Annotated in this window: 25 protein-coding genes, 1 pseudogene and 1 riboswitch; of the genes and pseudogenes, 8 read left to right on the forward strand and 18 right to left on the reverse strand. The window is 49.6% G+C overall.

Annotated features, from left to right (window positions below):
- Positions 1-272 precede the first annotated feature (272 nt).
- From ACSZLD_RS04340 to ACSZLD_RS04360, 5 genes are all read right to left on the reverse strand, one after another.
- Positions 273-1,487 carry an ISL3 family transposase gene (locus ACSZLD_RS04340; protein WP_444684636.1) on the reverse strand — a complete coding sequence of 405 codons (1,215 nt, stop codon included), beginning with the start codon at positions 1,485-1,487 and terminating at the stop codon, positions 273-275.
- Positions 1,488-1,658: 171 nt separating this feature from the next.
- Positions 1,659-1,859: a cold-shock protein gene (locus ACSZLD_RS04345; protein ID WP_168008858.1), complete on the reverse strand. Its 201-nt coding sequence runs from the start codon at positions 1,857-1,859 to the stop codon at positions 1,659-1,661.
- A gap of 169 nt (positions 1,860-2,028) precedes the next feature.
- Positions 2,029-2,229 (reverse strand): cold-shock protein, encoded by a 201-nt coding sequence (locus tag ACSZLD_RS04350; protein ID WP_168008860.1) that lies wholly within the window; start codon positions 2,227-2,229, stop codon positions 2,029-2,031.
- Between the two features lie 169 nt (positions 2,230-2,398).
- Positions 2,399-3,286, reverse strand: coding sequence for a DMT family transporter (locus tag ACSZLD_RS04355; protein ID WP_444684637.1), 888 nt, complete (start codon positions 3,284-3,286; stop codon positions 2,399-2,401).
- A 15-nt stretch (positions 3,287-3,301) separates the two neighbouring features.
- Positions 3,302-4,219 (reverse strand): aldo/keto reductase, encoded by a 918-nt coding sequence (locus tag ACSZLD_RS04360; protein ID WP_444684355.1) that lies wholly within the window; start codon positions 4,217-4,219, stop codon positions 3,302-3,304.
- Between the two features lie 290 nt (positions 4,220-4,509).
- On the opposite strand from ACSZLD_RS04360, the gene ACSZLD_RS04365 reads away from it, so the two are divergent.
- Complete coding sequence (locus ACSZLD_RS04365) at positions 4,510-4,818, forward strand: CC/Se motif containing family (protein ID WP_168008866.1); 309 nt, start codon at positions 4,510-4,512, stop codon at positions 4,816-4,818.
- 70 nt (positions 4,819-4,888) lie between these two features.
- Here the strand turns inward: ACSZLD_RS04365 and ACSZLD_RS04370 are convergent, their stop codons facing one another.
- Positions 4,889-6,199 (reverse strand): anaerobic C4-dicarboxylate transporter family protein, encoded by a 1,311-nt coding sequence (locus tag ACSZLD_RS04370; protein ID WP_444684356.1) that lies wholly within the window; start codon positions 6,197-6,199, stop codon positions 4,889-4,891.
- A 365-nt stretch (positions 6,200-6,564) separates the two neighbouring features.
- Here ACSZLD_RS04370 and ACSZLD_RS04375 point away from each other — a divergent pair, with 365 nt between their 5' ends.
- From ACSZLD_RS04375 to ACSZLD_RS04385, 3 genes are all read left to right on the forward strand, one after another.
- Entirely contained in the window at positions 6,565-7,791 is a 1,227-nt protein-coding gene (locus tag ACSZLD_RS04375) for a DNA polymerase IV (protein ID WP_444684357.1), read from the forward strand.
- The gene (locus ACSZLD_RS04380; protein WP_377908020.1) at positions 7,788-8,108 is read left to right on the forward strand and encodes a YolD-like family protein; all 321 of its coding nucleotides are present in this window, start codon (positions 7,788-7,790) and stop codon (positions 8,106-8,108) included. The genes ACSZLD_RS04375 and ACSZLD_RS04380 overlap by 4 nt, the downstream gene beginning before the upstream one ends.
- A gap of 66 nt (positions 8,109-8,174) precedes the next feature.
- Positions 8,175-9,137: an acetamidase/formamidase family protein gene (locus tag ACSZLD_RS04385; protein WP_444684358.1), complete on the forward strand. Its 963-nt coding sequence runs from the start codon at positions 8,175-8,177 to the stop codon at positions 9,135-9,137.
- Positions 9,138-9,209: 72 nt separating this feature from the next.
- Here ACSZLD_RS04385 and ACSZLD_RS04390 read toward each other — a convergent pair whose 3' ends face one another.
- From ACSZLD_RS04390 to ACSZLD_RS04405, 4 genes are all read right to left on the reverse strand, one after another.
- Positions 9,210-9,371 carry a hypothetical protein gene (locus ACSZLD_RS04390; RefSeq protein WP_377908018.1) on the reverse strand — a complete coding sequence of 54 codons (162 nt, stop codon included), beginning with the start codon at positions 9,369-9,371 and terminating at the stop codon, positions 9,210-9,212.
- 10 nt (positions 9,372-9,381) lie between these two features.
- On the reverse strand, positions 9,382-10,089 hold the full coding sequence (locus ACSZLD_RS04395; RefSeq protein WP_444684359.1) for a tyrosine-protein kinase family protein: 708 nt from the start codon (positions 10,087-10,089) through the stop codon (positions 9,382-9,384).
- Positions 10,090-11,146: 1,057 nt separating this feature from the next.
- Positions 11,147-12,928, reverse strand: coding sequence for a prolyl oligopeptidase family serine peptidase (locus ACSZLD_RS04400; protein ID WP_444684360.1), 1,782 nt, complete (start codon positions 12,926-12,928; stop codon positions 11,147-11,149).
- On the reverse strand, positions 12,925-13,929 hold the full coding sequence (locus tag ACSZLD_RS04405) for a zinc-binding dehydrogenase (RefSeq protein ID WP_444684361.1): 1,005 nt from the start codon (positions 13,927-13,929) through the stop codon (positions 12,925-12,927). Before ACSZLD_RS04405 ends, ACSZLD_RS04400 begins: the two co-directional genes overlap by 4 nt.
- 111 nt (positions 13,930-14,040) lie before the next feature.
- Between ACSZLD_RS04405 and ACSZLD_RS04410 the strand changes: the two genes are divergently transcribed.
- From ACSZLD_RS04410 to ACSZLD_RS04420, 3 genes are read left to right on the forward strand one after another with little or no spacing between them, the layout of a single operon-like run.
- Positions 14,041-14,340 carry a hypothetical protein gene (locus ACSZLD_RS04410; RefSeq protein WP_377908014.1) on the forward strand — a complete coding sequence of 100 codons (300 nt, stop codon included), beginning with the start codon at positions 14,041-14,043 and terminating at the stop codon, positions 14,338-14,340.
- Between the two features lie 12 nt (positions 14,341-14,352).
- Positions 14,353-14,841: a DUF456 domain-containing protein gene (locus ACSZLD_RS04415; protein ID WP_377908013.1), complete on the forward strand. Its 489-nt coding sequence runs from the start codon at positions 14,353-14,355 to the stop codon at positions 14,839-14,841.
- 30 nt (positions 14,842-14,871) lie between these two features.
- Complete coding sequence (locus ACSZLD_RS04420) at positions 14,872-15,600, forward strand: hypothetical protein (protein WP_444684362.1); 729 nt, start codon at positions 14,872-14,874, stop codon at positions 15,598-15,600.
- A 221-nt stretch (positions 15,601-15,821) separates the two neighbouring features.
- On the opposite strand, the gene ACSZLD_RS04425 is transcribed toward ACSZLD_RS04420, so the two are convergent.
- The 3 genes and pseudogenes from ACSZLD_RS04425 to ACSZLD_RS04435 form a co-directional block, all read right to left on the reverse strand.
- A complete protein-coding gene (locus ACSZLD_RS04425; RefSeq protein WP_444684363.1) occupies positions 15,822-18,017 on the reverse strand; it encodes an alpha/beta hydrolase family protein in 2,196 nt (731 codons plus the stop codon).
- A 60-nt stretch (positions 18,018-18,077) separates the two neighbouring features.
- Positions 18,078-18,623, reverse strand: a pseudogene (locus ACSZLD_RS04430) (peptide-methionine (S)-S-oxide reductase); the annotation flags it as partial.
- 246 nt (positions 18,624-18,869) lie between these two features.
- A complete protein-coding gene (locus ACSZLD_RS04435; protein ID WP_377908010.1) occupies positions 18,870-20,522 on the reverse strand; it encodes a glutathione ABC transporter substrate-binding protein in 1,653 nt (550 codons plus the stop codon).
- A 310-nt stretch (positions 20,523-20,832) separates the two neighbouring features.
- Between ACSZLD_RS04435 and ACSZLD_RS04440 the strand changes: the two genes are divergently transcribed.
- A complete protein-coding gene (locus ACSZLD_RS04440) occupies positions 20,833-21,906 on the forward strand; it encodes a DUF3900 domain-containing protein (RefSeq protein ID WP_444684364.1) in 1,074 nt (357 codons plus the stop codon).
- Positions 21,907-22,438: 532 nt separating this feature from the next.
- On the opposite strand, the gene ACSZLD_RS04445 is transcribed toward ACSZLD_RS04440, so the two are convergent.
- The 5 genes from ACSZLD_RS04445 to queC all read right to left on the reverse strand — a co-directional run bounded on the left by ACSZLD_RS04445 (position 22,439) and on the right by queC (position 26,169).
- Complete coding sequence (locus ACSZLD_RS04445; protein WP_377908008.1) at positions 22,439-22,996, reverse strand: DUF2179 domain-containing protein; 558 nt, start codon at positions 22,994-22,996, stop codon at positions 22,439-22,441.
- Positions 22,997-23,239: 243 nt separating this feature from the next.
- The gene (gene trhO / locus ACSZLD_RS04450; RefSeq protein WP_444684365.1) at positions 23,240-24,211 is read right to left on the reverse strand and encodes an oxygen-dependent tRNA uridine(34) hydroxylase TrhO; all 972 of its coding nucleotides are present in this window, start codon (positions 24,209-24,211) and stop codon (positions 23,240-23,242) included.
- A 90-nt stretch (positions 24,212-24,301) separates the two neighbouring features.
- The gene (queE, locus tag ACSZLD_RS04455; protein WP_444684366.1) at positions 24,302-25,042 is read right to left on the reverse strand and encodes a 7-carboxy-7-deazaguanine synthase QueE; all 741 of its coding nucleotides are present in this window, start codon (positions 25,040-25,042) and stop codon (positions 24,302-24,304) included.
- A complete protein-coding gene (gene queD, locus ACSZLD_RS04460) occupies positions 25,035-25,508 on the reverse strand; it encodes a 6-carboxytetrahydropterin synthase QueD (RefSeq protein WP_444684367.1) in 474 nt (157 codons plus the stop codon). Before queD ends, queE begins: the two co-directional genes overlap by 8 nt.
- Before the next feature lie 4 nt (positions 25,509-25,512).
- Positions 25,513-26,169 carry a 7-cyano-7-deazaguanine synthase QueC gene (gene queC, locus ACSZLD_RS04465; RefSeq protein ID WP_377908004.1) on the reverse strand — a complete coding sequence of 219 codons (657 nt, stop codon included), beginning with the start codon at positions 26,167-26,169 and terminating at the stop codon, positions 25,513-25,515.
- Between the two features lie 117 nt (positions 26,170-26,286).
- Positions 26,287-26,331, reverse strand: a riboswitch (PreQ1 riboswitch).
- Positions 26,332-26,391 lie beyond the last annotated feature (60 nt).

The raw sequence follows: 26,391 nt of genomic DNA on the forward strand, positions 1-26,391 counted from the left end.
GTTCTCTTTTGTAGTGTTCGCTATTAAGCACATTTTTCCTGCTGTTAGATGGATTTTTGCGGCAGTACAGATTGTTTGTTATTTACATCTGGCTATTTTTCAACTATTGAATTATTCGAGTTTTTTCTTTATTAGATTTTTTCAGCAGTCGCTGATCATGTTTACATCTCTTCTCTTTAAGTATATATGTACATAGTTTTTTCATACCGCTTTCTGTTAAATTAAAAGGTTCTAAGTCAATTGTTGGGGTAGGTGGTTCTTCCGCCTGCCCCTTATCCAATTCCAGTCTTGATATCCTTGTACTGATGATGCAATAAGATGCGCATGCGAAAGCGATCAAAGCGCTGAAAGCCGAAGGCATTCCGCTTGAGCACTTTCGTCTGGTTGTTCAATCCCTCCACAAAGCTGTTCGTATATCCATAGGCAAAGCTGTTCATGATCTCCGGCTGCCAGTTCTGGAGGGTCTGGATGGCGGAAAGAAAGGCATCTAATCCGGATTTCTTTACCTTGCGGTAAAACGCATGCAGGGAGGTTTTGGTCGTCGCCAGATCCTGGTCGCCTCGTTCCTTTGCCTGATCCAGCCAAACACAGAACGATTCCTTTAACGCATGTGCTTGTCGCAGATCGTCTGACTTCGCCAGAAAGCGTTCCAGGTGCCAGCGCTGCTTCGCCGTCAGCTTCGCTTCCCGCTTGTAAAACACGTGACGCATCCGTTTACAGGTTTTGCGGTCGTAGTCATCAAATGACTGTTGGACCTGGCGCCGGACTCGTTCCAAAGCCCAATAAACATACCGGCAATAGTGAAAGCGGTCGGCGATAATCACCGGTCGGCCGAGTGCCTGGTTCACGGCATGCTTAAAGCTGTGGCTCATGTCCATCACCACCGTGGTGACCCGCTGACCCTTTTCCCGCAAATACGCTTTGAGGGTATCCGCCCGGCGATCCGGGAGAATGTCCAGCGGCTGCCGGGTGACTGGATCCGCGATAATCAATTGAAACTTGCCGGCCCGTGTATCCCCTTTGTACTCATCAATCGCAATCACCGGAGGCAGTTCGGTTACCGCCTTCCATTGCGGGGCGGCCAGGGTGTCAAACCGGCGCATCACGGTCGTGGGAGAGGTACCGGCACTTTCTGCGGTATCGGTAAACGTTTTGGCTTTCACGACTTTTAGCGTAAGCATTTGATTCCACTCGATGGTCTGACGCTGATACCGTGCCACGAAAGGGGCGCTTTCTGCGAACCGTTTTCCGCAGGAACAGACATAGCGGCGCTTTCGGTAAAACACGACCGTCCAGCGCTCCGCCTGTTTCAGATGATCCAGCTTTTGGATCCGGTAATCGGGCATCCGTCTAGTCTTTCGCTGACAGGCCGGACAGGTATGTCGGCGTTTAGGCAGTTCGACATGAATCTGAATGGTTCGATTGTGATAAGTCCAGTTGGTCACGATGACGCCTTCTAATCCAATGGATTTTGTGATAACATGCAGGTGCACGCAGCTCCACTCCTTTGTCTTGTTTCTCAGCAATTCAAGTATAAAGGAATTGGAGCCTGCGTGTTTTTTTATGCCACCATTGTGTTAAAACCCCAACAAATATTATAGAACCCAAAAAAAACTCCCGGAGAACCCCCGGAAGTTCTGTATCCTTAAAAAAGGATATTATGCTTTTGTTACGTTAGCAGCTTGTGGTCCACGCTGACCCTGCTCGATTTCGAAAGAAACAGTTTGACCTTCTTCAAGAGTCTTGAAGCCTTCTTCCTGAATAGCGGAGAAGTGTACGAATACGTCGTCCTGTCCTTCTACCTCGATGAAACCGAAACCTTTTTCTGCGTTAAACCATTTTACTGTACCTGTAGTCATGGATAATCCTCCTGCGCGGTCTGTGCCGCATATTTATTACTTAATTGAGCTCTCGTATTATCGTGCAAGAGGAACTGACTAGTTCTTCATCTTACGTGACGATTGAAATCTCAATAAGCGATCAAAAATGTGAATTGGTGTTGCTTTGAACAGTAGATGCTGCTGGTTATTAGCCCTTTGTTACGTTAGCAGCCTGTGGTCCACGCTGTCCTTGCTCGATTTCGAAAGAAACAGTCTGACCTTCTTCCAGAGACTTGAATCCTTCTTCCTGAATCGCGGAGAAGTGTACGAATACGTCGTCCTGTCCTTCTACCTCGATGAAACCGAAACCTTTTTCTGCGTTAAACCATTTTACTGTACCTTGAGTCATGCATAATCCTCCTGCGCGGTTATTTTAACCGCATAATATTACTTGATTGAGCAGTTCTTTTATTCGTGCAAGAGGAACTTTCCAGTTCTTCACTTACTTTCATAGCCGAACCTCAATAAGCTATTTCCTAGTATAGTACATGAAACCTAAAAAGGAAACCCCTTTTTTATTATTTCTTTTCTTTCCCTCTGCTGGAAGCCGTCATCCATACCCCCATCATCACAATGAGTGCTCCTCCAATATGCGGAAGCCTGACACTTTCATCAAGCCAGGCTGCGGCTCCCGCCATCGTAAAGACGGGAAGCAAATTAAGAAAAACAGACGCTTTTGCTGCTCCCATTTCACCGACGGCTTTGTTAAACAGGATCAGCGCAACGATGGACGGGAAGATGCCGAGATATACAATTCCGGCTGTTTCGGGCAATCCAGGCTGCGGCAGGCCCAGCAGAAACCATTCTGCAGCTGTGAATGGAAGTAGAATGACGACAGAAAGACCGTTCATGACAAAAACCGCCGCAAATGCCGGAAAAAATCCCATATAGGTTTTGACAAGCAGAGAATAGGCAGACCAGCAAAGCACAGCTCCTATCATCAGTACATCTCCCGGATTCCATTCAATGCCTCTCCCCGTAAACAGCGCTCCCTCGGTGACGACAAACAGTGCACCGGCCCCGGATACAGCTGCTCCGGTCCACTGACGCCAGCCGAGCTTCTCACTTAAAAGCATCGCAGCGAGTAGAATGGTAACTGCAGGTATAGCTGTTTCCAGCACAGCTACATTAGAGGCAGTTGTAAATTGCAGTGAAGCATATATGAATGTATTAAAGAACGTCACGCCTGTTATCGTCATCCAGATAAAAGGCCGTCGCTTTTCCAGAAATAGATCCCGATGCTTCCAAGCGGTGCGCCAGGCGAACGGCGCCAGCAGGATAAAGGCAAACAGGAGGCGCAGAAAGGCGATTGTAAATGGCGGCAGATCGTTAATTGCCTTGCCGGTGAGTATGTTGCCTGAATATATCAGCACAACAAGCATCATGAGCAGTGATCCACGTAAAATAACGGGCTGCCTCCTTTACGGCAGGTCGTTGCCTGCAGCTGTATAAAGTCCATACCATTCTTCGCGGGTCAGATCGACCTTTGAAGCAGCGGCGGCCTGACGGATCCGTTCCGGAGTCATCGATCCAACTACCGGCTGAATGGAAGCTGGTATACGCAGAAGCCAGGCTGCTGCTGCAGTTGTTTTCGATATCCCCTTTTCTTCAGCAAGCTCTCTCAGCTTTTTATTTAGTTCCGGAAAGTCATCATTGTCAATAAACGGTCCTTCGATCATGCCGTGCTGAAACGGTGACCAGGCCTGAATGGTGATGTTTTCTTTTCTGCAGTATTCCAGCAGCATCCCATCCCGGTGAATCGCGCCATCCCGGTGCATGTTAACCTGCAGCCCGGCATCGATAATTGGTGTATGCATCAGGCTAAGCTGAACCTGATTAACGATCAGCGGCACGTCTACGTACTGTTTTAGCAGCTCCATTTGTCCGGGATGATGGTTGCTCACCCCGAAATAATTAACTTTCCCGCTTTTTTTCAACTCCGAAAATGCCGATGCCACCTCTTCCGGCTCCATCAGTGCATCAGGCCTGTGGAGGACAAGAATGTCCAGATGATCTGCTCCGAGCCGCTTCAGAATACTGTCAACGGAAGTCACGATATGTTCCTTGGAAAAATCGTAAAACCCGCTGCGGATCCCGCATTTTGACTGAAGAATCATCTTGTCACGATCGGCACCTTTTAAGTCAATGGCTTTTCCAAACACTTCCTCTGAAGCTCCCTTTCCGTAAATATCTGCATGATCGAAAAGCGTGACCCCTTCTTCCAGGCTTGTACGGATTACATTCTCTGCATCCTTCGGGCTCATGTCTGCCATCCGCATGCACCCCAGGGCTACTTCCCCTGCCTGCAAAGGACTGTTTCCGATATTTATGACTTTCATCCTACCACTCCTTGATTTCTTCTTATCTGAGACCTGTTTTATTGTAGCATAAGGCCGTTTCTGACAGTACAGAAACCGCTTACTTTGTTTTTACATAAAAAGGGATTAAAAAGAGTAAATAAACGATTGACTATTTTTAAATCTGAGTATTCAGGTTTATTTACCTACCCTCTTTATACGGTTTATATTTGGGTCAGGAAAAACGTGATGCGTCATGATTTTCTGTTGGCATCAGGCGGGTTCTCCGGTTCCCGCCGCCAGAAATATTTGTTTATGGAGGGTTGTACTGTATGGATGTTCGTATGAATACGCGTACGCGTCAATGGCTGCTGAAACAGGGCGGTGTCGTAACGGTTGATCCGTTTGTATTTCCGGGATTGATTAAAAACAAACGGATTCTGATTGATCATGATATTTCCCACGCGGAGCCGGAGAACAAAGAAGCTTATCACCAGTTTGATGTCGATGGAATTACGGTTTATCTCCACCGCAGCCTTACGATGAAGCACGCTGTCACCTTTTCTGTCGGAGGACGTGCACCGTTTGAGCAGATGCAGGTGAGCGGCGTACGCCGTCTTTTTACTGAAAATACGTGGTAGACCTTTTCTACCGCTAAAACAGAAGCCGCCCAGCCTCTCGGCCTGGACGGCTTCTTTTGTTTTACTTGCTTTAGAACAATGCCGTAAAGGCAAACCCTAATGCAACGGCACTAATAATCGCAACCAGTCCCGGAATCATAAAGCTGTGGTTAAATACATAATTTCCGATTTTGGTTGTTCCGGTGCGGTCAAAGTTGATTGCGGCAATAAGCGGACCGTAGTTCGGAATAAAGAAATAGCCATTTACTGCCGGGAACATGGCAATCAGAAACAGCGGGTTGATGCCTAATCCTACTGCAAGCGGCATCAGCGCGCTGACTGTAGCCGCCTGGCTGTTCAGGAATATCGACATGAAGAACAGAGCAAATGCAAAGATCCACGGGGCCGTTTCCACCATTCCCTGCACCGCTGGTTCAATTTGATCCATATTCGCCTGGAAGAACGTATCCCCCATCCAGGCAATCCCGAATATCGCAACGACAGCTACAACTCCTGCACGAAATACGCTTCCCTCTGCCAGTTTATTCACATTAACTTTCCCTGCCAGAATGATGATTGCAGCAACTGTCAGCATAATGATCTGAATCGTATACGGCATCGACAGCGGCTCCATTTCGCCGTCTACCGCAAAGGAAGGTCTAAGCTCCGGAATACTTCCAAGCAGAACGATCAGCATCGCAGCAGCCAGAAACAGCCAGACCGAAAGCTTTGATACGGTTGTTACCTCTGCGGTATTTTCTCTCACTGCGGCAGGACGCAACCCTTCTTTCACGCGCTTTTGATATTCCGGGTCGTCCTCCAGCTCAGCTCCCCGCTTCCGAATCACGAAAGCAGAAATCATAATCGCTGTAAAGGTTGCCGGAATGGTTACGGCAAGAATTTGAAAGAGCGTAATGTCGAACGGCGCCAGCAGAGCTACTAAGGCAACGGTTGCAGCTGAAATCGGGCTGGCTGTGATCGCCTGCTGCGAAGCAATGACAGCGATGGACATCGGTCGCTCCGGCCGTACTTTCGATTCCTGTGCAACTTCAGAAATAACAGGAAGCAGCGTGTAGGCGACGTGCCCGGTTCCAGCAAAAAAAGTGAAGAAATAGGTGACTACCGGAGCCATAAATGTGATGCGCTGCGGGTTTTTGCGCAGGATTTTCTCCGCAAGCCCGATCAGATAATCCATACCGCCAGAGGCCTGCAGGGCACCGGCCGCTGTGATAACCGCCACAATCATCAGCATGACATCAATCGGCGGCGACGTCGGCTCCAGACCGAAACCAAACGTCAAAATGGCAAGGCCGACCCCGCCCATGACGCCGAGGCCGATACCCCCGATTCGTGCTCCTATTACGATAGCGGCCAGAACGACCGCGAACTGAATCCAAAACATAGTTCTGTTCCTCCTGATTCATTTATGCAGACGTCCAGTCTGTTTAACGCTCTTTATCATAGCAGTACACTGCAGAGAAGACGAGTCAGCTGTAGCCGGCTTCTTTGCATTTTTGCCGACTCTGCTTTCTCAATACGCTCTGAGCTTTCTGCTCCTCCTATTTTAAAGAGTATTATCGCATATGCACATCAATCAGATCATGAAATCGATTACATCTGTTATTTGCTCCCAAATCTGTTTTTTTTGAATCAAATCAGGTTTGATGATCACCGAAAAGCGGAAATAAATAAGCGAACATGTGTTCTTGACCTGCTTTTTCGTTCAGAGTAAGATAAACATAGTGATTCCATCAGGAGGAGTGCCACATGAACCAGACTATTTTTCTTATCGATATGCAATCGTTTTTCGCCTCAGTGGAACAGCAGAAGTATGGACTTGCCCCCGGAACGCCGCTTGTCGTGTCAGGTGCTCCTTCGCGCCCATCCGGCGTTATTCTTGCTGCAAGTCCGGAAGCCAAGCAGGCTGGTATTACAAATGGAGAGCGCCTCCGTGACGCACGGCTGAAGTGCCCGAACGTGCGCATTGTCCCCCCACATATGCAGGACTATCTCGACTGGTCCCTGCGAATCACCGATATTTTTGAAACGTTTACTGATCAAGTGGAACCTTACAGTATTGACGAGCAGTTTATGGATGTATCCGGATCCATTCGCCTCTTCGGTTCGCCGGAGAAGACGGCTGCTGCCGTTCAGGAAGCTGTTTATCAGGAAACGGGAGTCTATGCACGTGTCGGGATCGGCGACAATAAAGTGCTTGCTAAGATGGCGTGTGATTTGTTTGCAAAGAAGAGCAGCAGCGGCCAGGCCCGGCTCACGTCAGACGATGTAGAATCCAGGCTCTGGCCTCTTCCGGTCGAAAAGCTGTTCCGGGCCGGCGCGAAAATGAGCCGCCACCTCCGAATGCGCGGTCTTCAGACCATTGGCGACTTTGCCGCACTGAAACCTGAAGAAGTCCGCTCAAGATGGGGCATTCACGGTCAGGTGCTGTGGATGAATGCACAGGGCGTTGATCATTCTCCGGTTACCACCGAGACCTTTTCCGGTCAGAAAGCGATCGGCAACGGCATGACACTGCCGGCTGAGTACGTTCGTCTGGAAGACATTGAACTCGTGCTGCTCGAGCTGTGCGATGAAGTCTGCAGCAGGGCCCGTCGGGAGTTGAAAGCAGGAATAACTGTTTCCTGCGGGGCTTCCGGTCCAGCCGGCGGCTTTCACCGCAGCATCTCCATGCAGGAACCTTCCAGCGCCGCTTCGGCCGTCTTCGCAGCTGCCGCTTCCCTGCTCCGCCGCTTCTGGTCCGGCTTTCCCGTCCGCCGGATTCATGTGTCTCTTTCCGGACTTTCGCCCGATGGCTGTATCCAGCTGAATCTATTTCGGGATCCCGGCAAACAGCTTGCTTCCCGGGAGCTCGGCTACATGACTGACCGGCTCCACGACCGGTTCGGCAAACATGCCGTCAGGCGGGCTTCCTCCAAGCTGCCTGCTTCCCAGTTTCAAGAGAGAGCGCAGCGAATTGGAGGTCACTTTAAATGAAAGATCGTTATTTAAAGCGAGGAAATTTAATGTGGGAAGGCAGCCGTATGATGCTGCACGAGCATACGGCTGCCTTGAAAAAGCGGGCGGAACTGCAGAAACGCACACCGCCGCCCTCCCTCACCTCTGAAGACTGGGCCCTTTTCGGAGAACGGCTTCATACCGCTTCTTTTCAAGGGTTCGAAGTCGAGCTTCTTTTTTGGGAAGATGGCGCCGTCTACAGTGCAGTCGGTGTTCCCGTCCTTAGCGAAAAACGTATTTATATAGAAGGAACCGAGTTAAAGCCGGAACAACTGATTCGGGTAACGTATGCATAATACTTTGCAAATGCGAACGGCTGTGTCATGCTCACAGAGAACATTTCACAAAAGGAGTTGACCTGCATGATGCATCATACGATTCCTTTGAGTCAAAGTGTGCTGCGCGGCTCGTTCAGCCGGGACTACGATCCTGTTCTGACAGCTGCCTCAGAGGACATCATTACATTTCAAACACCAGATATCGAATGGGGATACAGCCCTGAACCGGGAAAAGCAGTACGAACGCTTCGACCGGCTGCAGAAGAAGCCGATCCAAAGCATCCGGTTATCGGTCCGATCGAGATTCAAGGAGCATCCCCCGGCATGACGGTCGAAGTACGTATCCAAAAGCTTGAAACCGGCTGGTATGGACGGAGCTGGGGTGGCGGAGCCGGCACTTGGCAGAGCGAGGCCATGCAGCTGACGGGTGATCGGACGGCGATCGACTGGCGTCTTGACCGAGAGACCTCAACGGCTACTGCTGACATAGGAGACGTCTCCTACACGGTTCCGATGCAGCCTTTTCTTGGATTGATTGCCCTGCAGCCGCGAGGAAGAGACGTCTATCCGACCCCTCCTCCTTACTATACCGGCGGAAACATTGACTGCCGGGAGCTGACAGCAGGCAGCAGCCTTTTTCTCCCCGTAGAAACGGAGGGAGCAATGCTATACGCTGGCGACGGCCATGCAGCCCAGGGTGATGGAGAAGTAAGCGGTACAGCAATCGAGTGTCCGATGGATAAAGCAAGCATTCAAATCATCCTGCATCCGGACATGACGCTCACCCAGCCCTACGCAAAAACTCCTGCCGGACTCGTTACCTTTGGTTTTGATACGGATCTGAACATTGCATGCGCCAATGCGCTGCGGGACATGAACCGGCGGATGGCTGCTGCATTTCAAATCACAGAAGAGCAGGCCGCCGCACTTGCCGGCGCTGTCGTAGATCTCCGCATCACCCAGGTCGTTAATGGTGTAAAAGGCGTGCATGCGGTTCTTCCTGAAGATCGGCTGCACGTTGCCGGACTCGCGAGCGACTCCAGCTGAAAATCAACGTATTAAAAAAACGCTTCCGAAGCCTGCTGGCTTTGCGGAAGCGTTTTTTCGTATCGATGATGCTCAGGCTCCAGGTTTACGGGTCCGGTTTGAAAACCTGGCTACCGTATAATAAGCCCGGTCATACAATTTCGCTTTAACGCGGCGACGACGGCGTTCAAAGGATATCCATCCGCCGATGGCGGCAGCTGCAGCCGCAGCTGCCAGTAAAATCAACATCCACATAGCAGACTCCTTATTTAATACGACGATCTCCTGCATCCAGCTGCAGGAACGAAGTCAGTTTTTCCCATCCGCGTCCGTAAGGGGACAGGGGACGAAGCGTTCGGTATGGCCGGTTTGTGCCATCTTTTAGATTACGGGCTGCGTGCCGGAAGCGCTGAGCCGTATCTTGGTCCGGGTAAAGCGCAACAGGAAATCGTGAGGCAGAGGAATCCATATTTGTAATCCAGCCGATCACATTATCCGTTAATGTATAGGACAGGCAGGCTGCCATCGTTCTGTCTTTCTCAGGGTCGTACCGATTCAGCATGACAGCGGGCGAAACACCGATGGACTCCAGCTTTCCTACAACACCGTCTGCACAAGGGATGGAGCTTTCCTCCATCGTAGTCACCAGAACCGTTTGAGAGCTAAGATTTCCCCAGATCTCATAAGCCGCGTGCGGGACATCTGCAATGATCCATTCGAACGTTCCATTTTCCGCTTCATCCTTCAGCCTCGGCAGCTCTTCTGAGCGGGCCTGCATGATTTTCAGCAGCGGAGTATACGGAACGCTTCCATCTGCAGTGCCTGCCGCACCAATCAGGCAATCAGCCTTTTCCGAACAGTCAATTAACAGTACGCGCCTGCCGCTTAATGCGAGCGATACAGCGAGGTTAACCGCAGTCGTCGTTGCACCTGATCCTGACTCACCACTGGTAACACTGACAAATGGAATCATTGCATAACGCCTCCTTATAAAAATGAATACCTTTCACGGACGGTTCTCCTCTGCTACAATAAAAAGCATCATGCTTGATTGAGGAGGTCCTTCATTATGACGTCACGCTATCATTGCTGCGCTACGTGCCAGCATTTTTCTGCAGCGAAAACAGCAGACGGGATGACGTACACGTGTGTACGCCTTGGATATGTAACAAAACCGTCCTATCAGTTTTCATGCTGGGAGCCGCGCAGTGATATACGGACAAAAATGAAGAAAGAAAAGTGAAGTTCTTTACCCGAATTGGCAGACCTTAAACACCAGCAAAACGGGAACGCACGTTCTATTTAACCACTAATCAGCCGGCGTGTCAACCTGATGAATCGCCTCAAAATCGTCTGACTATCTTTTTCTCACCACTGCTCGTTACCTGCACCGGTAAACAAAGACCCGCTCCAGTTAAACAGAGCGGGTCGTCCAGAGTGTTGATAAAGTATTTTATAGTAAATATCCTTACACCTGCCTGTATCTGCGGACACTCGCTTTCCGGAGGGAACGGGCTCGGCTTTCCCTTCTTCCATCGGAAGCGCTGGATCTTCGCCTCGTTCTGATCCTCCCGGAGTCGAGCTCCTTCGATGCAGGCAGCTGGCAGTGCGTTTCATGTGTCTATTTATGAAGGCACGATCGGCTTCCATACGGATAGAACCTTCCGATGAGGCGTTTTGATGTTAAATAGAGATACCAGTCCTTCATCGAACGCATGATAAACGTAAAAAAACAGTCGCGTCTGCCTGTCGTGACGTTGTTCTCCAACAAACAGAGCCGTTTTCCCGATGCGTCCGGCATGCCCGTGGAAGCCGCGCCATCCTCCCTTGCCTTTCTTCCCTTCATATAGGGGTCACTCTGAGAAATAGCTGAAGGCCAGCCCACGGAAGACTATGTAAGCAGAGAAAAATACAATCAAACGAATAAACATATAAGTTGAAAGACTTTTTTCAACAGCCAGAACGACCCGCTCCAGTTAAACGGAGCGGGTCGTTCTGTATGCCAGCCTGGCAAAGCCAAAAACAGCTGCTTACTGCTGATGCTCGGCCAAAAAATCGAGCATACGGCGGTAGACTCGAATCTCATTTTCTTTTTTCGAGAAACCGTGTCCCTCATCGTCCAGGACGAGATAATCTACTTCAGTGCCCTGACGTTTTAAAGCTTCTACGATTTGATCAGATTCTTCTTTCACGACGCGAGGGTCGTTCGCCCCTTGAATGACCAGCATCGGCTTTTTCATGCCGTGAAGATACGTAATCGGGGAGTCCTTTTCCAGTCGCTTTTTATCTTTAACCGGATCTCCGAGCCAGCGATCCATAATTGGCTTCCAGTGATCCGGCACCGATTTAATGAATGTGAACAAATTGGATACCCCGAAAATATCGACCACAGCGCGGAAATAATCGCTGTGACGGCCGTGCAGCAGCAGCGCCATATAGCCACCGTAGCTGCCCCCAATCAGAAACAGCCGATCCGGGCTGCAGTATCCTTCTTTAAAGAGCCATTCAATTCCGGCTGTACAATCCAGACGGGGCCCTTCCCCCCAATCCTGTTCAACCAGCTTCACAAAGGAAGATCCATAACCGGTGCTGCCGCGGAAATTAGGAGCGAAAACTGCATATCCTTCGTGCAGAAACGACTGAAACATAGCCCGGTACTGTCGTCTTTCCGCAGCTTGGGGACCGCCATGCGGCCAAAAAATCATGTGTCCGTTATCCTTTTCCGGCTTTGGACGAAACAGAAGAGCTTCTATGTCAGTACCGTCAAACGACGTGTAGCTCACCGTTGACGGCTGAATCAACTCTTCGGAAGGAACGCCCGGGACCAGGTTTTTCGTTAACATCGTCCAGCTGTCTCCCCGGTATCGGAAGATGTTAAGAGGCGTGTCCGCTTCCATGCCCAGCACGTAAATATCGCCACTGGCGGTCATAGAAAACTGCTGAATAATAGAGAAAGGGGCTTGCAGCTCCTCCGGATCAGCAGCGCCGCTGCGCCATCGGTAAAGCTTATCTGCGACTCCTTTTTCCGTTGTGAAAATCAAATCTCCACTTTCTTCATGACGCTTAAGCGACGTAATGCTCTCATTCGGAAGAGAAAGCACAGGCTGCTGGCTTCCGTCTCTCAAATCCACCTTTGTTAAAAAAGAAAACTCCGCTTCCTCATTTGTTACCATAAACAGCGTATGGTCATCTGTAAAAACAGCATCTCCCGTTACATGAGGCTCATCAGGTGTACGGCTTAAGGCCTGCCATTCTCCCTCATAAACCGCATAGGCAGGAACGTGCGTATTAGCACGCATTTCGCTTACAACCGCAAGGGTTCCATCCGGACTTACCGCTTTAAAAAACGCGGCACCTCGTTTTCCTTCAAACAGCTGTTCAAGCGAGTGGCTCTCCAAGTCGTAGCGCCATCCAGTTAAAAAAGATGGGTTGCCTCTGCTCGATGAAAAATAAAGACTGCCGTCTTCGCGGAGATCATGAAAAAAGTGCTTTTCTCCTGGACGTGCTTCAAAAAGCTGTTCCGGAAGCCCGCCTGCCGGCGGCAGTGCATGCAGCTGATAGTTCTCGTCTCCGTCTTTATCGAATGCGGCAATCACACAGGAACCACGTTTATCCTCTTTTAAAAATTGGGCTGATTGACCGGTCTGCGCGAACAAATATGGAAAGCCATCCGGTAAATCCATCGCCCATACATTCATTTTCCCATTGAGATTCGTTGAAAAAAGCATGCGCTTCTCATCCGGCGAAATGGAAAAATGCTGAATCACATACGTCCGGAAAAACTGCTCGACGCGAGCCGGGCGGAATTTCATTCTTCCACCTCCCCGGAAATGCGAAAGGCTATTTTTCCAAACTGCCCGGATTCCTCCATGCGCTGAAATGCTTCATTAGCATCCTTCAGCGAAAAGGTCTTGTCCATGAGCGGGTGAATATTGTGCTTACTGATAAAGGCAAGCATATCCCGATATTCTTCATGACTCCCCATAGTAGACCCGAGTAAATTGTACTGCCCATAAAAGAATTCACGCAGATTCAGCTTTACTTCATCACCCGCAGAAGCTCCAAACATCACCATCGTGCCGCCTTTTTTTAGCTGATCCAGAGATTTCTGAAACGTTGCTGCTCCAACGGTTTCAACTACGAGATCCACCTTTTCTCCTTCAAGCTGCTCTTCCCAGTTTCCAGAGCTGTCGATCGCTGCATCGGCACCAGCTTCAAGCGCCATACGTCTCTTTGCTTCAGAGCGGGACGTGACTATCACCCTCGCACCAGTTTTTTTGGCAAACAAGAGCATCAGTGTTACAGCTCCTCCGCCTACGCCGGGAAGTAGGACCGTATGCGAACTTTGCAGGCCTCCGCGAGTAAACAGCGCACGGTAAGCAGTTAACGCAGCAAGCGAAAAGACTCCTGCCTCCTCCCATGATAAGTGAGGGGGCTTCGGCTCCAGTGAAGAAGCCGGTACTACAGCGTATTCCGCGAAAGTGCCGTCACCGGGAAACCCGAGAATTTCAAAGCCCTCCGGTGGTGCCGGACTTTCTTCCTCCCAGTGCAGCCCGGGGTTCACAACAACTGCCTCTCCTTCCTCCAGTCCTTCTACATCTTCCCCCAGCTTATCCACGATCCCGGCACAATCAGAACCGATCACGAGCGGATTATCTTCCGTATGTCGATGAAGCACGAACAAATCCCGATGATTCAAGCCGGCTGTAACGACTTTCAGCCTGACCTCTCCTGCACCGGGCTCCGGTTTCGGTATATCCTTTACCGCAGTCCCCTTCAGTCCAGGTTCTCCAGCATGTACAAACGCTTTCATAATGAAGGTCCTCCTTTGACACTATCTGATAAAGGCTGATAGTGTTGATTGGTTCCGTTTTCCATTATACTATAAGTAAATGCATGATTCCCAGCGGGGAGGAGGCGGACGATGAAACTGACAGAAGAACAGCTCCCGGAAAGCGAACGGCCGGTATGGCGAAAGCTTCAACAGCTTGAGCGGCGGGAAAAACAGATTCTCTGGCGGCTGATTCAGCATTCGTCCAAGGATCACCTCTGCATCGTGCAAAACGTTACACCAGCCGTCAACGAACTTGAAGAGCAGGGACTGATTCAGCGCAACCCCGCTTATCAAAGCAGAAACGGCACCAGCTATTACGTGCTGCGGAGGACGCCGCATCTCATGAAAAAACTGCAAACTGCTGCTATCAGGCAGGAAAAAGCTTTTTAGAGGAGGAATTACGTGGAACTGCTTATTTGGGTGGTCATTGCCGCTCTGTTTCTTTTGAGCTTCGTTGGCCTGCTCTACCCTATCATACCTTCTGTGCTTGTCATTTGGGCAGGCGTTATCCTGTATGCGTTCTTCATCGACGGAGCAGGAGTCAGCTGGTATACATGGCTGTCGCTCGTGCTGTTAACGATTATCATTTTCGTAGCAGATTATGCAGCCAGTATGTACTTCGTAAAAAAATACGGGTCAACTAAACACGGAATGACGGCGGCTACCATTGGCTTGATTATCGGCACTTTTGTTGTACCGCCATTTGGCATCCTGTTCGTACCCTTTCTGCTTGTCATGGCAACGGAGCTTGTGCAGAAACGGACATTGGCTCAGGCGGCCAAAACCGCCGTTGGAACACTGCTCGGCTTTTTGACGAGCACATTTGCAAAAGCACTGATCCAGGCAGCGTTAATTGGTATCTTCCTGATTGATGTTTTCTTGCTGACGTAATTCACACGATAAAGGAGAGCCACATTCATTATGGAAAGTACTGTTCATAAGCATCTTAAACACCAGGCGCTTCTATGGCTGAAGGATAAAATGACCGATTTATGTGCAACAGAAGTAAAGTTTGTTGTAAAGCGGCGAAAGCGGACCGCTGATGCCGTCGGGATTAACATGAAACGAAAGGAATCCCGGATCATTGAAGTAAAAGCAACACGAAGTGATTTTTTGCGTGATCATATTCTGCAGGATGAGCTGGGTTACGAGGCGGTAGCGACATACGCTTACCTCCTGACTCCATCAGGACTGCTTTCGAAGGAGGAAGTGCCAAACCGGTACGGACTGCTTGAAATCGATGAATACGACAGGATTACCGTCACTAAGCGCCCGACGAAAAATAAAGCGCCAAAGCTGAAGCTGGAAACTTTAATAAAGCGAACCGGCCGCGCAGCAACCAACGCTTTTTTGTTTCAGCAGGAGACGAAGCTTTCCCGGGATGAAACGGACGGCGCTTACCGGAAGGATCCAGTGGCTGTTATGGTCCGGGCAACCTGTCCAGCTTGCAAAAAGCGGCGGCCGTATGTACTGGCACCAGAAGCGGAGCAGGTCACCTGCGCACATCGATCGTGTGGGAGAACGTTCGATTTAAGCCGTGCACGGCCTTATCAAACCGCTGCTTATAACGAAGCGTTTCTCCAGCAGCTGCATGAAGCAGCCACTAGGTATGAACCTGATCCGAATGAGCAAGTTACTCATCCACGTTAAAAACCAGGCTGGAAGCATGGACTTCCAGCCTGGCAGTGTGTCGATAACGTCTTTAAGGATGAATAACGCTCTCTCTGAGGTCACTCGTTTTCCGGAGAGACCGGGCTCGGCTCTCCTTCCGCTGTATGCCGGAGCTTCGCCTCGTTTTGAGCCGCGGTCCTCCGAATTCAGCAGCTGGCAGGACCTTTCAAGTGCCTGGTTTTTCTATCAGAAGCAGACATTTAGTCATTAAGCTGCTCGAAACCGATGTCATCGATAATCATCCGTCCGGGACCTTCACCGAACCGGAATTCCAGCGCAGCAAGCTCACTCGGTGCATACCCATCAAATAAAGCGGCAGGGATCACATACGTTTGAAAGACAGGTTCGATCGCTTCTTCATACTTGCCGTCCCGGAACTGATCTTCCAAAAATGGATATCGGGAATACTGAGTCCAGATGGCTGATGGAATATCGTAGTAGGCCTGAAGGGGAATATCAACGGTTTCTCCATCTTCAAACAGCAGACCGATTTCCAGAGAAGGATCGGTAGAACCTCTAAGCTCCCCTCCCAGCTCGCGGTCCATTTGCGACATCGAAAACGTGAGAGCATCTTCATCTCCACTAAAATAGTCATTCCGATACTCTTCAGGAAGCAAAAGCCGGTAGGTTCCGCTGTCTCCCCACTCCAAGATCACACCATCAGCTGCTTTCCGATTCCCAGCGCGATCCTCTGTTGATGTTTTCGCCCACTCTGTAAACCCTTCGGCCTCGGCTGCGACCCCTTCCGGAAATTCGCTGCGGTCATTATTTCGATTAAACGTGACGAGAGGCTCATAATGCCCAGTCTGAAAGCGCGATACGTAGCTGGTGTCCGGAAGCCAGTCTGCACCGTAGCGTACGTCCCGGAATAGCAGCTCATACTGGGTTTGGTTTCGAATCGTGGCATGCAGAAACGCCGTGATGAATGTTTTCGCAACCGCACGCTGATCTTCCGGCTCCATCATTTGCTTTCTGCTCAAAAACATGCCCCCAGGGAGGCGCATATCCGCCCGCCCCCAGGCCGTATTAAACTGGCTGTGATTAGCATCCGCTATATAAATAGCTGCTTTCAGTTCTTCCCCTTCCACAGTGGTGCGCCCATACTGTCTGTCACCGCGGAAATTATGCACATCTCCGTCCCTGGCTCCGTGCAGCGTTAAATAGTTCACTCCTGAGGGAGCGGCCCTTTCGTCATCAACCGTCTGATCTGTAGGAGCAAGACCGATCACCGATGCGACCGGCAGATCCTCTATACCGGAAAGTGTAAAATCCCCTTCAAAAAATCGTTCGTAATCCGGTACCATAGCCGCCGCCTGTCCGCCCCTGGAATGGCCGATCAACGTAATTTGTTCCATATTCAGCCTTCCGGAAAGCACATGATCCTCCTCATTTTGCAGCCTGTTCAGTTCGAGCATATGCTGCATAAACAGCCAGGCTCGAAGCCGCATGTTTTCATCAGGTATTCCTGTCCAGTTGGAGAAATTCACGAAGTTCTGGTCGATAGAAGCTACAGCATAGCCTTGACTCGCTAAATGTTCCCCAAGATAAGAATATCCCTCGTCTGAAAAATTTTCCATTCGATGATTGCCGTGCGCGATAAGGACAATCGGAAAGGGCCCTTCCCCTTCCGGAAGCCACATTTCCCCGTTCAGCGGGAACGCACTCTCATCGAATCCCCAAAAGCGGCTCCGCCAACCCGGCCATTCTCCTTCTTCCACATACCTGGTCGCATCAACCGTTCTCGTGACAAAATCCATTCCTTCGTCAAAGTGAACGCGGTGCCTGTCTCCTCCACTTGCGTAAAACAGCTGCTTCGTCTCAAAAGCCCCGGGTTCACCAGGGTGATCTACTGACAGAGGAGTGATGTACTGGTTGCCTTCAAACGTACTTTCCGACTCGTGCTGATCAATCGTCGGGTGAAAAAACAGCAGAAACAAAAACCAGGTCACCGGAACGAGCGAAAGCAGTGTTTTTTTCTTGCTGGAAGCAGCACCGCCCCAAATTTGAAACAAAAAACCAAGCAAATAGGCACTCAGTATGTAAATCCCTGTCATGATCGCCGTAAAAACCGTGCCAAGACTCGCTTCATCCTGTATGTAATAAACTAAGCCTGCTGTAAAAACGGAAGCACTCAACAACACTCTCGGCAGTGGAATGTAAAACAGAGAAAGCAGCGGTGCCAAGACCGCTGCTGTCAGCGCACAGGCTGCGACCGCTGCGATTGTGAAAGCCGGAACATCGAACCAGACACCTATTCCGGTAGGCGTAGAGAGCGCTCCGATCAAACCGGCTGCAGCTGCCGCAAGAAACATGGCAGCAACAGCACCCTCCAGTCCTCTGTCCCACTGTAGAGTACGTTGCAGACGGGTTCGGAACCAGAAAAGCCAGCTTCTCATCCTTCCCTCCTTGAAACTGTTCGTTAAATCAGACTGCCGCATGACCATTCCTCCAAAAAACTACCATTTTACAGAAGCAGCAAGATCCACTGCTGCTTGATCTTCAGACAGCTGACGCTGGACGTCAACAGAAGAAAGTTCGCCTGCTGCACATGCGTTCAGCTTTGCCGCGGCAGTCGAGCGGTACCAGCTGCTGTTATAAGCAGCGGTTAATGCATCAACCGCGCGCGGAAACCGGCGGAGCACGTACTTTTGATGGTATGCTTCAGCTTCCGTAAATTGTTCTAAGGGAGCTAGTTCTGTATCCACCTGACGGCCCTCCGCTCTGAACTCGCTCAGCAGAAGCTCTGCCTCCTGATACTGTTTTTCTGTAGTATACAATAAAATAGACATGTACTGTCTGCCGCCATATCCATGATTTTTACCAGAATGCTGATCCCAAAATTCCTCCAGCAGGGTACGAGTCGAGAGAATCTCACTGTCATACGTGATTTCAATCGTTTCACTATGGGAGCCCATATTCCGGTAGGTTGGAACGGGCTCATTTCCGCCTGCGTAGCCGCAGCGAATCGACGTAACTCCTTGTAAACGACCGAACCGGCCGTCTGGTCCCCAGAATCAACCGAGTCCGAGCACGATTTTTTCCTCTTGCATATCAAACGCCTCCAGTCTGTGCGTGAAGTCAATTTATTTTACCATTTTCTGTCCTCTTCTGAAAGAAACAGCAAAAGGCATTGACCGTAACGACTACGGTCAATGCCTTGCCTACTCGAGCTTTAACTTCAGTACAAGCCTGCTCCGGGCTCTCCAAAAGGAATTACCTAACCCGAAGGACGGACTGATTCTTTCAATTTACTGTTCGATTTCTACGTCTCTAAGCTGGTACAGCCCTGAGCCATCTGCCCAGAAACCGCTCACTTCATCCCGGTAGCCCATAATGTGGTCCGGATGATAGAGGAAGGAGGCCGGAGCCATTTCATTCAGGTAGTCTACTGCTTCCACGTACAGGTCTTCACGGGCCTGTTCATCTGTCTCTTCCCTAGCATCTGCAATCAAGGCATCAAACTCCGCATCATCAAAGAAGAAGCGATTTCCTTCTCCAACAGAATCAGAGTGGAAAAGCTCGTGCAGCGGATAGTCTGCATCCATCGTCGGCAAGCTTAGGCCAAGAATGAACATGTCATGCTCTCCCTCTGCAGTAGCATCCAGATAGGCTCCCCATTCAAGTACTTCAATGGATACGTCCACGCCGATCATGGACAGATCCGCCTGAATCAGCTCTGCAATGTCCATTCGCTCCTGACTGTCGTTCGTCCAAAGCGTTGTTTCGAATCCGTCTTCATAGCCTGCATCAGCCAAAATCTGCTGTGCCTGCTCTGGGTCATATTCATTTGCTTCTACTTCATCCGAGAAGCCGAACTGCGTTTCGTTAATTGGACCGACTGCTGGCGTACCATTTCCTTCGAGCACACCTTCCAGCATATTATCTTTGTTCACGGCCATATCAAGCGCTCGCCGCACTTCGGGATCGTTAAATGGTTCTACATCTGCGTTGAAGCCCATATAGGTAATGCTCGCCGCTTCAGTCTGGAAGATGTTTACTCCATCTGTTCCTTCTACACGGGACATATCACTCGGCGTAACTGGATCAATCACGTGAGCAGAACCAGTTTCAAGTTCACCGAGTCTTGTGAGATCCTCAGAAACAACTCGGAACGTAGCGGAATCAACGTTTACACGTCCATCCCAGTACTCTTCGTTAGCGTCCAGGACAACCTGATTACCCGGGTCCCAGTCGTTAAGTGTGAACATACCGCTTCCTGCCGGTTCTTCATTAACAATATCCCCTGGCTGCCCCTCATCTTCCATATTCTCGTAGTCTGCTTCAATCAGAGCTGGCGAGACCATGCTGGACGGATACGTTGACAAGTGAGCCGGCAGTGCAGAAAACGGCATTTCTGTATGCAGTCGAATCGTGTAGTCATCGACGATCTCTATCTCTTCAATGACCTCAAAAAGCCCTGCCCGCGGAGAGCCGACATCTGGGTCCAGAAGACGCTCAAGGTTCTGCTGCACTACTTCTGCATTGAACTCCTCGCCATCGGTGAAGGTAACATCGTCACGAAGCTGGAATTCCCATATATCTTCCTCCACATCCTCCCAGCTCTCTGCGAGATGCGGCTGAATTTCGAAGTTTTCATCTGACTTTGTGAGAGTTTCAAAAATATTAATCTGCACATTACCGGACGGTACGTCACTTGTCGTATGCGGATCGAGTGACGTGATGTCAGAAAGCGTGGCAATAATTAAATCATTTCCTTCCTGAAGTTCTTCCACTTCACCGTCGCCGTTATTGTTGTCTGCAGCTTCCTCATTTGTATTGTTTGTGTTATCAGGCGGTGCACCATCGTTACCCGCTCCATCGTTATCCGGCTCGCTGGCACATGCGGCCAGCACCACGAAAGAAGCCAGCAGACCTGACGTTAAATATGTACTTTTCTTCACAGATTGTTCCCCCTAAAAATAAATAGTTAGCAGTCCGAAAAACTACTGTGATGACAAATGTACTAAATTTGTCGAACAATGTAAAGATTGTTTTTTGAAAATTATATTTATTCCTTTCTTTCAGTCTACGTTTATAGACTTGTTAAGACGCTCTCAACCCCTATCCTTATGGGATTCACGATGTCATAATATGGGAACAAATTTGTCCCGATTTTTTCTGTGTTGTTAAATTATATATCTATATAGTTATGCTACACTGAACAAAGTGACATTACCGCCAGTTGGCGCTGCGATTAATGGAGGAATGACGATGGATATGCACGTACAGTTTGTATCATTTTTTACGGTTCAGTCCGGAGAAGGAAGCGTTCGTCAGGCACGGCTTGAACAAACCGTGACAGCTTCTGAGTATGCCGGCAGCGCGCTTGAGTCCTTTTTGCATGAAGAATTCCGTAAAATGCTGAAGCGAAAGGCGGACCGGAATCCGACAAGCCATAAATCAGCGACAAAGGTAGGGCAGTTTATTGTCGAAGACGGATATGAACTCGGCTCTAATCCAAATTACGCCATGCTGGAAAATCTCCGGCAGGCAGCCTCCGCAGAAGCGCTTGAGAAAGCAGCCGTCCGCCTCGCCGACGCTTACGCCGGAACCAATTCAGCAAGAGGAGGCATTCTCATGCTCGTGCAGCTTACGGTGACAGAATGGTCCTCCCAACCATTTGTCCTCGCTGCTAAATGTGACTTTGAGGACCACATTGTAACGGTTGGCTCATCAGAGGGAGAACTGCTGCGGCAGGTGAATCGAGCGATTTCCACAAAAGGGATGAAAGCCGTTCAATTCCCGCACATGCCGCAGGAAGGCATGATTGAACCGTGGGAAGTAAAAATACACCAGGCTTCCCATGCCAGCTATTTTGAGGATTTTCTGCCTTATGTCGGATATCCGGAGACGAAGCGGGAGGCAGCCGCAGTAGCAGTTATAGAGAGCGCCCGCGAAGCCGTATTGAGCGAATTTGAAGATGACAGTGAAGAACGGATTGCCGAGGAGAAAGTATTGGAGGCATGGGCAAATACGGAAGAGCGAACGCTGCAAAACCGCTGGGATGAAGAGCAGGTAAGAGAAGTCAGCCGCCCGATTCTCGATCGCAATCCTGAGGTTAAACTAAAGCTGAAGCTGGATCACATGAAAATAGAAGGCCTGCTTGAAGACTTTGGCGAACGCCTTCATATTGCGAGAAAAGACGACCGCTATGTGATTGTTCTGGAAGGAGAAGCTTTTTCATTTGATAAAGAAGCATCGCCGGTAGAGTTTCTGCAGCCGGACGATATGGCAGCTGTCTTCGAACGGATTTTAGCTAAGGCGCCTTTCGATTCAGGTCAGTAAGCAGGCTGAAGATGCCGTGCTGTACAGATCTGCGAATGGCATGAAAAGCGCGAGTGCAGCCGAGCTATTCCCGTTATACATGGGGGCACCCTGAGTAAGGATCTTCAGGCTGCGCTAATTCCACGGGCACGCCGGACACAAAGGGGAAATGAATTTGTTTGATGGAGAAAAACGTTCCAATCGCTGGACGCTGCGGTTTTTTTTGGTGGGTACGTTGACGTTCATCCCGATTCGACATCGAAGCGCTGCCTAACGAAAGGTTCCCTCTAGATGGAACAAACTCGTGTGAATCATCACCAGGGTTTTAACCGGACAGCCAGCTGCTAAATCGGAGGAAACTCGACTCCGAGAGGATCAGAACGAGGCGAAGATCCAGCGCTTCTGACGAAAGGAAGAAGCGGTTAGCTGAGGCCGTTCCCTCCGGAAAGCGAGGGTCCGCAGATGCAGGCAGATGCAAAGTCCATTCACCTGAAATGACTTTATCAACACTCTGAAACCGCCGGAGACGGATCTCCGGCGGTTCTTTTGACGCTTAAGCAGACTTTTTAGCAGCTCGCTTTTTATTAAACAATTCGCGGCGCCGGCGCATGCCCTTCGTAATGTATCCACCTTTAAAGCTCCGCGGTTCATAAGATGCTACAAAGGCTCTTTCTTCAAAGGATTCAATGATCCGGTAAAATTCTTTTTCCCGGTCCCGGCGAGCCGTGCAGAAAAGCATATATCGCTCCGTCTCAATTCCCTGAACGGAAGAAGTCGATACAGAAAAACCTACTTCTCGCAGCCGGGCCACCAGCTCATCATTTGGCTGAGGGATATTCGCTTCAATCGTGACATAGCCGATCGCAAGCTTTTCTTCCACCATTGCACCGATATAGAGACCGACTCCAAATCCTAATGCATAGGCAGCCATATTGTAGTAGTTTGATAAATCACTTAACACGAGACCGACAGCAACGACATATATAACACCTTCTAGCACACCGAGACCGGCTGCTTTACCTTTTTGAGATTTAACCATCATAATCGTACGAAGGGTCAAAATCGGGACAAATAACAGCTGCGCGAAGAAAATAATAACGGCTTCAAGCATTGGAGATCGCTCCCCTTTCTCTCTGTATAAAATCGAATTCTGCTTAAGTTTAGCAGGTAATTTTAAAAAGGAAAGAAAATTCATTCGACAAATTACGACAAAACTATTTCCGGTGAATGTAACGTCTTTTCAGGGTGTTCTTCCGCCCCGTTCTCTTTGATGTTTCACTCATTTCACACAAAAAAAGGACGCCTCCACGCGAACGTGAAGCGTCCTTGTTATCCTGGCTTCTTCGTGATGCCGTTATTTCGTCACTTTCAGCCGTTCATCAATTTTCTGGAGCTGCTCTTCAACCTGTGAATCAGTCAGCCCTTCCCGGATCACGTAGCGGTTACGCGGCGATATTCTGCACTGGTGTGTACAGGCGCCGAGAAAGAATGCTTCGTTTTCCTCAGAAGCTAGAATTTGCTTATTACAGGATGGGTCTGCACAGTTAATATAGCGCTCGCATGGCTCGCCGTCGAAATGATCACGGCCGACGACAATATGCTCTTCCTGATTGATCGGCACGCTGATCCGCTCATCAAATACATAGCACTGACCTTTCCAGCCTCGTCCTCGCGCTTCTTCGTCTTTTCCATACGTTACGATACCGCCTTCGAGATGATTCACATTATCGTAGCCTTTCTCCTTCAGCCACCCTGAGAATTTCTCACAGCGGATGCCGCCGGTGCAGTAGGTCAGGATCTCTTTGCCTTCAAGCATCTCTCGGTTCTCATCCACCCACTCCGGGAGCTCACGAAAGTAATCGATATCCGGCCGGATTGCACCATCGAAGTGTCCGAGATCATATTCGTATTTATTTCGGGCATCGAGAACGATCGTATTCGGATCTTTCATCTTCTCGAGCCATTCCATCGGCTTCAAATAGCGGCCCGTTGTCACACGCGGGTCTACATCTTCCTCATGCAGGCGCAGAGTAACGAGCTCCGGACGCGGGCGCACGTGCATTTTTTTAAATGCATGACCTTCGGCTTCATCTATCTTAAAGATAATATCTTTAAAGCGCCTGTCTGCCTTCATATCATTCATATACTGTTCTGTTTGTTCAATCGTTCCGGAAACCGTTCCATTTATGCCTTCCTTCGCGATTAAAATCCGTCCTTTCAGACCAATACTTTTACAATACTCCAAATGCTGCTGGGCAGCTTCTTCCGGATTCTCAATGTCCGTATACAAATAATAGAGCAAAACGCGATATGCTGCTTTTTCCATCGGTTTTAAACCCCTTTCTCCTGCTATGTTCGTATCCTCGGATATTATACCAAATCTGTTCAAAAAAGAAAGAGACAACTGCGCAGTGTCCTAAACACCACGCTGGTTGCCCCATACGAGCGTGTGAAGCTGCGGGAGCACGCGCGCATTGTTCATCGTTTTATCGGCCATCGTCCAGTCGACCAGCTTTTCGTAGCGGTTGAGCAGATGTGACGCAAGATTCGACGTATCCGCCTCTTCCCCGGTTTCATCATTCCCGGTCTGCAAATAAAACGCCACGTCTGGATAACGGGTATGAATGCTTTTCGCATAGACAAAATCCGCTTCGTCAAAGATGACTACTTTTAAACTTGTATGCGAAAGCCTGTTTTCAACTCGAAGGCGATCAAGAATATCATCCAGCACGGTGAAATCTGTTCTCATGCCAGAACTGGGCGGCTTTGGCGAAATCGTTAAATCGTCAACAGCGACAAACCAGTCCTGCCATCGGCTCCCCTGCGTTTCGAGCGCTGCCTGCACCCCTCGTGCATGGAGCTGTTCGATGAGCGAACCCACGTGCTTCAGGAGAGCTGGATTCCCGCCGGAGATCGTCACATGCGAAAAATTATCCGGAGCCGTCTCATCCAATTCTGCTACGATTTGTTCCGGCGTCAGCATACGAATATCGTCCTTCGCACTTCCGTCCCATGTGAATGCTGAATCACACCAGCTGCACGAATAATCACAGCCTGCGGTACGGACAAACATCGTTTTCCGGCCGATTACCATTCCTTCACCTTGAAACGTCGGCCCAAAAATCTCGAGTACGGGAAGTGACGGCTGTTTAGTCATCGAGCATCCACTCCCGCTTCATTTCTGCATAGCTCGTCGGTGTCTCAAACAGACGTACAAATTCCGTGCGGCACTGCTGCCCGCTCCGCTGTTCCTTCAGGGCCTCATCCATGCGCTCAAAAATCCATCCGACCATATTCTCAGCAGTAGTGTTCATTGGAGGGAGCATTTCATTTAAATAGCGGTGGTCCAAGTAAGGTTCAATCTGCTCTTTCCAAATTTCTTTTATGTCGCCGAAATCCATCATAATCCCGATCTCATCTACATAGCCGCTGATCCCAAACACGACCCGGTAGGTATGCCCGTGCAGGTTTTTACATTTCCCTTCATATGCGTGAAGGTGATGTGCGGCGTCAAACGTGAATTCTTTTGAGACCATAACACGTTTTTGATGGTATTTCAGTTCGCTTTTTTGAATGTCCTCGCCAAGCTGTTCCAGCTTATCGACGATCCGGAAACCAAACATATCATCATGCTTCCTTTCGTTGTAAATACGTTTCGAGGCCTTGTCTGCGAAGTTCACAAGCCGGACAAGCTCCGCATCCGTCTCCAACCACTCCGTTGTAGCAGGTCAATGTCTTCTCACGCACATAGTCGAACACATCAAGTTCATCTGCCAGCTCCCATGTCTCAGCTTTATCGAGCCACATCAAAGGCGTATGCAGGACAAACTCGTAGTCCATTGCCAGATTCAGCGTCACGTTTAAAGATTTGATAAATACGTCGCGGCAGTCCGGATAACCGCTGAAGTCAGTTTCACAAACTCCTGTTACGATATGCCTTGCTCCATTTTGTTTTCCTTTTATCGCAGCAAACGTTAAGAACAGCTGATTCCGGCCATCGACAAACGTGGTAGGAAGTTCTCCTTCGTGCTGTTCAATTTCAATATCTTTCCGGGTGAGGGCGTTTGGGGCCAGCTGATTCAGCAAACTCATGTCGAGCACCGTATGCGGAATTCCCCTCTCGCTGCAGATAGCTGCAGCAGTTTCAATTTCAAGCCGATGCCGCTGTCCGTAATCAAACGTGACAGCCTCCACTGAAGCAAAGCGTTTCTCTGCCCAGGCAAGGCATGTCGTGCTGTCCTGGCCGCCGCTGAATACGACAACTGCCTTTTCTTCTGAGAGCATGTTATCCCGTCCTTTTACTGTCTGTCTGCTTATGAGCATTTGATTGAAATCAAAAAAAGGCCTCGTCCTCTGGATTTCCTCCAAAAAACGAAGCCATCTCCACATTCAGGAACGTGAAGAGACCTAGTTTTTTATAGAGGGTTTAGCTAGAACCTCTCCTGCTCCGCAGGTGTACGTATAGTAAGCCTTGAAAAGAATAGCACAGGGTCACACAGCTGTCAA

Source organism: Alkalicoccus luteus, from assembly GCF_052061695.1.
Lineage (GTDB): Bacteria > Bacillota > Bacilli > Bacillales > Salisediminibacteriaceae > Alkalicoccus > Alkalicoccus luteus.

Coding starts and splice junctions, on each gene's coding strand:
- ACSZLD_RS04345 (WP_168008858.1), bottom strand. CDS start 1,859: ATGACTACAGGTACAGTAAAATGGTTTAACGCAGAAAAAGGTTTCGGT.
- ACSZLD_RS04350 (WP_168008860.1), bottom strand. CDS start 2,229: ATGACTCAAGGTACAGTAAAATGGTTTAACGCAGAAAAAGGTTTCGGT.
- ACSZLD_RS04360 (WP_444684355.1), bottom strand. CDS start 4,219: ATGAAAGTCATAAATATCGGAAACAGTCCTTTGCAGGCAGGGGAAGTA.
- ACSZLD_RS04365 (WP_168008866.1), top strand. CDS start 4,510: ATGGATGTTCGTATGAATACGCGTACGCGTCAATGGCTGCTGAAACAG.
- ACSZLD_RS04370 (WP_444684356.1), bottom strand. CDS start 6,199: ATGTTTTGGATTCAGTTCGCGGTCGTTCTGGCCGCTATCGTAATAGGA.
- ACSZLD_RS04375 (WP_444684357.1), top strand. CDS start 6,565: ATGAACCAGACTATTTTTCTTATCGATATGCAATCGTTTTTCGCCTCA.
- ACSZLD_RS04380 (WP_377908020.1), top strand. CDS start 7,788: ATGAAAGATCGTTATTTAAAGCGAGGAAATTTAATGTGGGAAGGCAGC.
- ACSZLD_RS04385 (WP_444684358.1), top strand. CDS start 8,175: ATGATGCATCATACGATTCCTTTGAGTCAAAGTGTGCTGCGCGGCTCG.
- ACSZLD_RS04390 (WP_377908018.1), bottom strand. CDS start 9,371: ATGTGGATGTTGATTTTACTGGCAGCTGCGGCTGCAGCTGCCGCCATC.
- ACSZLD_RS04395 (WP_444684359.1), bottom strand. CDS start 10,089: ATGATTCCATTTGTCAGTGTTACCAGTGGTGAGTCAGGATCAGGTGCA.
- ACSZLD_RS04400 (WP_444684360.1), bottom strand. CDS start 12,928: ATGAAATTCCGCCCGGCTCGCGTCGAGCAGTTTTTCCGGACGTATGTG.
- ACSZLD_RS04405 (WP_444684361.1), bottom strand. CDS start 13,929: ATGAAAGCGTTTGTACATGCTGGAGAACCTGGACTGAAGGGGACTGCG.
- ACSZLD_RS04410 (WP_377908014.1), top strand. CDS start 14,041: ATGAAACTGACAGAAGAACAGCTCCCGGAAAGCGAACGGCCGGTATGG.
- ACSZLD_RS04420 (WP_444684362.1), top strand. CDS start 14,872: ATGGAAAGTACTGTTCATAAGCATCTTAAACACCAGGCGCTTCTATGG.
- ACSZLD_RS04425 (WP_444684363.1), bottom strand. CDS start 18,017: ATGAGAAGCTGGCTTTTCTGGTTCCGAACCCGTCTGCAACGTACTCTA.
- ACSZLD_RS04440 (WP_444684364.1), top strand. CDS start 20,833: ATGGATATGCACGTACAGTTTGTATCATTTTTTACGGTTCAGTCCGGA.
- ACSZLD_RS04445 (WP_377908008.1), bottom strand. CDS start 22,996: ATGCTTGAAGCCGTTATTATTTTCTTCGCGCAGCTGTTATTTGTCCCG.
- trhO (WP_444684365.1), bottom strand. CDS start 24,211: ATGGAAAAAGCAGCATATCGCGTTTTGCTCTATTATTTGTATACGGAC.
- queE (WP_444684366.1), bottom strand. CDS start 25,042: ATGACTAAACAGCCGTCACTTCCCGTACTCGAGATTTTTGGGCCGACG.
- queD (WP_444684367.1), bottom strand. CDS start 25,508: ATGTTTGGTTTCCGGATCGTCGATAAGCTGGAACAGCTTGGCGAGGAC.
- queC (WP_377908004.1), bottom strand. CDS start 26,169: ATGCTCTCAGAAGAAAAGGCAGTTGTCGTATTCAGCGGCGGCCAGGAC.